Source organism: Anaeromassilibacillus sp. An172, from assembly GCF_002160515.1.
Taxonomy (GTDB): domain Bacteria; phylum Bacillota; class Clostridia; order Oscillospirales; family Acutalibacteraceae; genus Limousia; species Limousia pullorum.
In genome coordinates this window covers 46,886-53,926 of sequence record NZ_NFKS01000021.1, presented here as the reverse complement: position 1 = coordinate 53,926, position 7,041 = coordinate 46,886, and the positions used below count along the sequence as shown (strand labels likewise).

Annotated in this window: 8 protein-coding genes; all 8 read right to left on the bottom strand. The window is 42.5% G+C overall.

Going from position 1 to position 7,041, the window contains the following annotated elements; genetic code table 11:
- Positions 1-134: 134 nt before the first annotated feature.
- The 8 genes from scfB to thiS all read right to left on the bottom strand — a co-directional run bounded on the left by scfB (position 135) and on the right by thiS (position 7,041).
- Positions 135-1,520 (bottom strand): thioether cross-link-forming SCIFF peptide maturase, encoded by a 1,386-nt coding sequence (scfB, locus tag B5F08_RS09850; protein WP_087378793.1) that lies wholly within the window; start codon positions 1,518-1,520, stop codon positions 135-137.
- 247 nt (positions 1,521-1,767) lie between these two features.
- Entirely contained in the window at positions 1,768-1,920 is a 153-nt protein-coding gene (gene scfA, locus B5F08_RS09845) for a six-cysteine ranthipeptide SCIFF (protein ID WP_087378791.1), read from the bottom strand.
- 109 nt (positions 1,921-2,029) lie between these two features.
- A complete protein-coding gene (locus B5F08_RS09840) occupies positions 2,030-3,475 on the bottom strand; it encodes an aminotransferase class I/II-fold pyridoxal phosphate-dependent enzyme (protein WP_087378789.1) in 1,446 nt (481 codons plus the stop codon).
- Positions 3,472-4,095 (bottom strand): thiamine phosphate synthase, encoded by a 624-nt coding sequence (locus tag B5F08_RS09835; protein WP_087378787.1) that lies wholly within the window; start codon positions 4,093-4,095, stop codon positions 3,472-3,474. Before B5F08_RS09835 ends, B5F08_RS09840 begins: the two co-directional genes overlap by 4 nt.
- Positions 4,085-5,245, bottom strand: coding sequence for a 2-iminoacetate synthase ThiH (thiH, locus tag B5F08_RS09830; protein ID WP_087378785.1), 1,161 nt, complete (start codon positions 5,243-5,245; stop codon positions 4,085-4,087). The genes B5F08_RS09835 and thiH overlap by 11 nt, the downstream gene beginning before the upstream one ends.
- 22 nt (positions 5,246-5,267) lie before the next feature.
- The gene (locus B5F08_RS09825) at positions 5,268-6,035 is read right to left on the bottom strand and encodes a thiazole synthase (RefSeq protein ID WP_087378783.1); all 768 of its coding nucleotides are present in this window, start codon (positions 6,033-6,035) and stop codon (positions 5,268-5,270) included.
- A gap of 180 nt (positions 6,036-6,215) precedes the next feature.
- Positions 6,216-6,845 (bottom strand): sulfur carrier protein ThiS adenylyltransferase ThiF, encoded by a 630-nt coding sequence (gene thiF / locus B5F08_RS09820; RefSeq protein ID WP_087378781.1) that lies wholly within the window; start codon positions 6,843-6,845, stop codon positions 6,216-6,218.
- Position 6,846: 1 nt separating this feature from the next.
- Complete coding sequence (gene thiS / locus B5F08_RS09815; RefSeq protein WP_087378779.1) at positions 6,847-7,041, bottom strand: sulfur carrier protein ThiS; 195 nt, start codon at positions 7,039-7,041, stop codon at positions 6,847-6,849.

Sequence of the window (7,041 nt, the reverse complement as noted above, 5' to 3'; positions counted from 1 at the left end):
GCTAAACCCCAATTCCTCCTTCTTTTTTATCAAAGTGTTGGTTGCTTGATAAACGCAAAAACCCTGAATTTCAGATAGAAATTCAGGGTTTTTGGACAAGCTGAAGCCGTGTTTAAAAACACGGCTTTTTATTTTTAATTTAACTCATTAAACTGTCTTGCCACATTCATCATGATAGCACATTCTATACGCTTTTTGTGAAGCTCACAGCCCAAATCATAAGTTCCTGTAAGTGAACCTGTTGAGTGGTAAGCGTTTGCGGTACAGCCGCCGCTGCAATACATTTTTGCAAAGCAGTCCTGACACTTTTCACGTGCATAAACATTGCAGAGCTTAAACTCGTCACGAAGCTCTGTATTTTTTATACCGTCAAATACATTTCCCAGAATAAAATCTTCATTGCCAACAAACTGATGACATGGGTACAGCTCGCCTGTAGGTGTAACCGCCATATACTCTGTTCCAACGCCGCAGCCGGCAATTCTCTTGTAAATGCATGGGCCTGCCTCAAGGTCAACCATGTAGTGGAAGAAAGTGAAGCCTCTGCCCTCTTTTTCTCTTTTAAGCATTTCCTTTGCAAGGATGTCGTACTGCTCAAACAATACTGGCAAATCCTCGTATTTAAGTGCGTAGTCCGCCTCTGGAGGAGCTACAACCGGCTCCATTGCAAGGCTCTTAAAGCCAAGGTCTGCAATGTGGAGAATGTCGGCGGCAAAATCTGTGTTGTAGTGGGTGTATGTACCACGAACATAGTAGTCCTTCTGTCCACGGCTTTCAGCCATTTTAAGGAACTTAGGAACTATCATATCATAGCTTCCCTTGCCGTTTCTTGACACTCTCAGACGGTCGTTTGTTTCCTTTCTTCCGTCAAGGCTCAAAACCACGTTGTGCATTTCCTTGTTTGCAAACTCCATTACCTCGTCGTCAAGCAAAACACCGTTGGTGGTAAGGGTGAAGCGGAAATTCTTGTTGTGGATTTTTTCCTGCTCACGGGCATAAGCCACAAGCTGTTTTACAACCTCAAAGTTCATAAGAGGCTCGCCGCCGAAGAAGTCAACCTCGAGATTTCTTCTTGTGCCTGAATTTTCAATGAGGAAATCAAGAGCACGCTTGCCAACCTCAAAGCTCATAAGGGACTTGCAGCCCTGATATTCGCCCTTTCCTGCAAAGCAGTACTTACATGCAAGGTTGCAGTCGTGGGCAATGTGCAGACAGAGAGCCTTTATAACTGTGTCTCTACCCTTGAAATCTATTGCCAAATTCTGATAGTTGCTTTCGCTGAAAAGCTTTCCGTCTTTTTTAAGCTCTTCAATGTCGGAAAGAACATCGTCGATATCAGAAGCGGTTATCTCCTCTTTGCCCTGATATTTTTCAAGGATTTTATTTGTGATATTCTCTTTTGACTCTCCCTTATCGTAAAGGGCGATTACGTCGTAAGCCACATCATCAACCACATGAACGCTTCCGCTGTTGGCGTCGATTATGATGTTGTAGCCGTTGCTTTTATACTGATGAATCATATCCCAATTCCTTTCATCTTTTTTCATTTTATTTTTTATTTATTAAAATTTCGGTAATCATAAAAAAGTTATATGTAGGCGAACCATTCTAAGAATTGCGAAAAAGGTCTCGCCCGACCTGAAATGACGTTAATTTTCAAAAAATACCTTTGCAGGTCGGAGATAAAAAACAGGTCGGAACTAAAAAATACGCTGTACAGAATACAGGAAACTGTTCTGTACAGCGAACGGTTAGGCAAATAAAAAATTATTTGCTTGCTTTTTTCTGCTCGCACTGCTGGTTAGCGATACCGCAGGATGTCTTGCAAGCTGACTGGCAGGAAGTCTGGCACTCGCCGCAGCCGCCCTTCTTTGCGGACTCAGCAAGATTTCTTGTGTTCAAAGTCTGAATTCTTTTCATTAGTGGCCACCTCTTTCGGTAAAATTTAAGCGTTCTCCACGCTTTGCTCACTGTATATTTTATATTATTTTCGTCTATATGTCAATACGCATAAACAGACCTTAATATGTCATTTCAACACAAGTATTTTTTCGGGAATGTTTCCTCCCGAGCTTTTTAAGTTTATTTTTGCTTTGTAAAGAGATTTTATTTCTTCTGTAAGCTCTTTCGTTATAAGTTCTCCCGGCGCAAATATGGGTATTCCCGGCGGATAGGCAAAAACGTATTCTCCGCAGATTTTTCCCTCAGCTTCTTCAAGGCTTACATATTCCTTTTGACATTTCTGTGCTTCATAAATGCTTACAGGCGGTTCGATAATTTTTCCGCCCATTGTATTTTCATTTATAAAAATATTTTCCGCTCCGTATTCTTGGTCAATATGAGAAAGAGCGTTAAAAAGCATTTCAAAGCCCTTTTCACTGTCACAGAACGAGGTCATTGCCACGCAGTAGTTTAAGGAGGTCATCTCTGTCTGGATTTTATATTTCTCTCTGAGAATTTTTTCAAATTCTGCACCATTGAGATTTGTGTTTTTTAATGAGATAACCAGCTTTCCGCTGTCAAAATCGTAAAAGCTTTTATGGTTTTCTTTTCTGTCATTTCCCTTGCACAGGATTTTAATATACTTTAAGTCTTTCGCCTTTTCCGAAAAATCCGCAAGCATGTTTTTATAGCTTTCAAAAGCTTTTACACTGTTTTCAGAAAGATAATTCATGCACTGGTCTATTGAGGACATAAGCACATAGGAGGGACTGCTGGTCTCAAAAATTCCGAGAGCTTCCGTAAGCTTTTGGCAGGCTTCTTGAAGTTTTTCGCCCTCCCACAAGCTTTTACAGATATGAACCGCCGCAGTTTGGGTAAGACAGGGCAGAGTTTTGTGGGTGCTGTGTATGACACAGTCCGCTCCGCTTTTTATTGCGCTCTTTGGGAAATATTCGGAAAATCCCAGATGTGCTCCGTGGGCCTCGTCCACCGCAAGGGGAATATTTTTCTCATGAAGAATTTTTGAGATTGCGGAAATATTGGAAACAACGCCCTCATAGGTGGGCGATGTTAAAACACAAAGCTTTATGTCCGGATATTCGTTTAAGGCTTTTTCCACAAGAGCTGGGGAAATGCTTCCGTTTATTGAAAACTCATCGTCATACTCCGGGGTGACATAAACCGGCAAAAGTCCGCAGATGTTTATGGCGTTGTAAACGGATTTGTGGCAGTTTCTCGCCACAAGCACCCTGTCGCCCCTTTCAGTAAAGGCATAAATTGCGGACAAAATTCCGCAGGTGCTTCCGTTTACCACATAGCGGCAGAAATAGCTTCCGTAAAGCTCTGCGGTTTTCTCCATGGACTTGAGAATTATTCCCTCCGGGTCGTGGAGGTCGTCTGTTCCCTCAACCTCTGTCACGTCGATTTCTTTCAGGGGTGTTTCACCCACAATGGAAAAATTTCTCTTGTGTCCCGGCATATGCATTGGGTAAATTTCTTTTGAATATTCTTTTAAATACTGATAAAGGTTCAAGCTCTATTCTCCTTTTCAAGTATCTGTGTTTTTCTTTTATAAAAGCTTTCGCCGAAATCATCGGCTTTCATAAATCCGCTCATTATGCAAGCGCCATTTGCTCCGGCTTCCCTTACCTGTTCCATATTTTCTGTGCTTATTCCCCCTATGGCGTAAACGGGAATTGAAACTCCTTGTGACACCTGACGCAGGAACTCAAGACCTCTGCCCTTTAGTCCCTTTTTGCAGTCGGTTTCAAAGATATGTCCGGCGGTGACGTAATCTGCGCCCAAAGCTTCCGCCTCTTTTGCTTCTTCAGGGCTGTGAATGGAAACTCCCACAAGGGAAAATTTTTCCCTTATCTGAGGATTTTCCCTAAAGTCCTTTAGTGACAGGTGGATTTTATCATGGTGAAGTTCCAAGGCTTTTTTCCAAAAGCAATGAAGTACAGGAGTTGCCCTGCCATTACTGCACACATTAAGAAATTTTTCCCCTAAAGAAAAATACTCTTCCTCTGTCAAATCCTTTTCACGCAAAATTATAAGGTCGCAGTTTTTTGAAATCTTTTCAAGTCTTTTGATAAAATCGTCACCGCAAAGCTTTCTTGCGGTGACGCATACAAGTTTAAAATTATCCAACATAGATATAATCACTCATAACAGGCTGCAAGCCCTTGTCTTTAATGGCTTTGTAAATCTCGTCAACTGTTCTGCCATCGTCTATCTCGAACTGCTCGTCGCCCTTTTGCTTTTCATCTCCGTGACCGCCTATACCAACATCAACACCTGCGGAAATCTTTGTTGCGGCGATGTTGATAATGTTGTTTCTGAAGTTTGCATTTTCACGGCTGGAGATTGTAATGCTTGCAAAAGGCATGAAAATTCTGTAAGCGCAGATAATCTGCAAAAGCTGAGGCTCGTGAACGTCCTTTGGATTTATCTTGTCGTTGTTGATAATAGGACGAAGTCTTGGGCAGGAAAAAGCTATCTCAGCATGTGGATATTTTCTCTGAATAAGGTAAGCGTGCATACCTGTTGCAAATGCGTCCTTTCTGAAATCGTCAAGACCAAGCAAAGCCGCAAAGCCAACGCCTCTGATACCGCCCATCAAGGCTCTTTCCTGAGCGTTAAAGCGGTATGGGAAAATTCTCTTTCTTCCGCCCAAATGGAGTGTTGAATATTTATCGCTGTTATATGTTTCCTGGAAAACAGTTACAAAGTCTGCTCCGCACTCGTGGAGATACTTATAATCCTTACTGTCCATTGGGTAAACCTCAAGGCCGATAACCTTAAAGTATTTCTTTGCTATTTTACAGGCTTCGCCTATGTACTCAACATTTGACATCTTTGGACTTTCGCCTGTGAGGATAAGTATTTCTTCAAGTCCTGACTTTGCGATTGCCTGCATTTCTCTTTCTATCTCTTCATAGTTAAGCTTTGCTCTGTGTATTTTATTATGGCAGTTAAATCCGCAGTAAACACAGTAGTTTTCACAGTAGTTGGCAATATAAAGAGGTGTGAAAAGGTAAACGGAGTTTCCGAAATGCTTTCTTGTTTCCATCTGGGCACGCTGAGCCATCTGCTCAAGGAAAGGAAATGCCGCAGGTGAAAGGAGAGCCGCAAAGTCCTCAGGTGAAAGGCTGTCCTTGTCCAAAGCTCTTTTTACGTCCAGTGCTGTATATTTATCCGGGTCAAAATTATTCTTTGCTTCTATAACCTGATCCATAATATCGTGGGGAATAACTTCCATATTCTCCTGATATTCCATCCAGTTGGTATTCTTATCTATCATTAGTTTCTATCTCCCTTGAAAATTATTCGCCCAAAAATCCTGTAAGAGGTGAGGAAGCAACCGCACCCTTTTCGATTACTCTGCCGAGGCCTGCAAGGTAAGCTGTTCTACCTGCTTCTATTGCCTTTTTGAAAGCCTCTGCCATTGCGGCGATATCTCCTGCTGTAGCGATTGCGGTATTTGCCATAACTGCGGCGGCGCCCATCTCCATAGCCTCACAAGCCTGAGAAGGTCTGCCTATACCTGCGTCAACGATAATCGGCAAGTCAATTTCATCTATAAGGATTTTAATAAATTCCTTTGTGCAGATACCCTTATTTGAACCGATAGGAGCGCCCAAAGGCATGATTGAAGCGGCGCCGGCGTTCTGCAAATCTCTTGCCACGTTCAAATCCGGATACATATAAGGCATAACGATGAAGCCTTCCTTAGCCAAAACCTCAGTTGCCTTTATTGTTTCGTAGTTGTCAGGAAGCAGGTATTTTGAATCTCTCATAATCTCAATCTTAACAAAATCTCCGCAGCCGCACTCTCTTGCAAGTCTTGCAATTCTAATTGCTTCCTCAGCGTTTCTTGCGCCGCTTGTATTAGGCAAAAGTGTTACGCCCTTTGGTATAAAGTCAAGGATGTTATCTGTTCCGGCAGTTGCACGTCTTAATGCAAGTGTTATAATCTCTGCTCCGGCATTCTCAACAGCCGCCTTTATAAGGTCAAGGGAATATTTTCCTGAGCCCAAAATAAAACGTGAATTAAATTCATGTCCTCCGAGTATCAATTTATCATTATTCATTTTTCTCATTCTCCTTATTTTTTATTTCCAACCTGCAAAGGTTCTTTTTATAAATAAACGTCTGCACAGGTCGGGCGAGACCTTTTCTTTAGTTTTTTTGGAATTGCTCGCCTTCAATAGTGTTTGTTGTTAATCCGTCCATACGGTTGGACTTTATTTTTCATTGAATGACATAACGTATTACACCGGCGATTGTCCCAAAATCAATTTCATAACCGCTGTTGCCTGGTGTGCGGCGCATACTGCAACTCTTGGTGCCATCAGTCCGCAGCCGTCTGCTATATCGCTTTTCTCATCTCCGCAGAGATAAAAACGGCTCATAACCTTTCTTGTGGTGATTTTATTGGCGCTGTCGGTTCCCGCCATTCCGGAACCTGAAACCAAAATCACATTTTTCATATCGGAAAGCACAGTTTCGGTTATCATAGCTTTCTGGTCGGCTTTGTCAAAGGCTTCGCAGATTATGTCACATTCCGAAAAAATCTCCGGAATATTTTCCTCTGTCAGCTTTACGGAATGTGTTTCGTACACACAGTACGGGTTTATTCCCAAAAGCTGTTCTTTCAAGGCTTCCGCCTTATATCTTCCCAAATCCGCAACACGGTACTGCTGGCGGTTGAGGTTTGTCACATCCACCCTGTCAAAATCCGCAAGGACAAGCTTTCCTATTCCCAGCCTTGCAAGAAAAAAGGCGATATTTGAACCAAGTCCCCCCAGTCCCGCAATTCCAACTGCGGCATTTGAAAATTTTTCCTGGGCTTCTTTTCCGTGGCGTTCTATCAAAGCGTTAAAATATTCTTCCCTTGTCATATCAGCCGCCGCCCACAAAATTTACTATTTCCATGGAGTCATCCTCTTTGACTACAACCTTGTCAAAGTCACTGCGTTTTACTATATCTCCGTTTAATTCAACAGCCACTCGCTGAACATTCAAGCCCTGTTCCTCAACAATCTGAGCAACTGTTTTTCCCGCAGCCTCTGCCGGCTGACCGTTAATTTTTACCAC

Bases quoted from the DNA above. Each gene is read 5' to 3' on its own strand.
- scfB (WP_087378793.1), bottom strand. From the start codon at position 1,520: ATGATTCATCAGTATAAAAGCAACGGCTACAACATCATAATCGACGCC.
- scfA (WP_087378791.1), bottom strand. From the start codon at position 1,920: ATGAAAAGAATTCAGACTTTGAACACAAGAAATCTTGCTGAGTCCGCA.
- B5F08_RS09835 (WP_087378787.1), bottom strand. From the start codon at position 4,095: ATGTTGGATAATTTTAAACTTGTATGCGTCACCGCAAGAAAGCTTTGC.
- thiH (WP_087378785.1), bottom strand. From the start codon at position 5,245: ATGATAGATAAGAATACCAACTGGATGGAATATCAGGAGAATATGGAA.
- B5F08_RS09825 (WP_087378783.1), bottom strand. From the start codon at position 6,035: ATGAATAATGATAAATTGATACTCGGAGGACATGAATTTAATTCACGT.
- thiF (WP_087378781.1), bottom strand. From the start codon at position 6,845: ATGACAAGGGAAGAATATTTTAACGCTTTGATAGAACGCCACGGAAAA.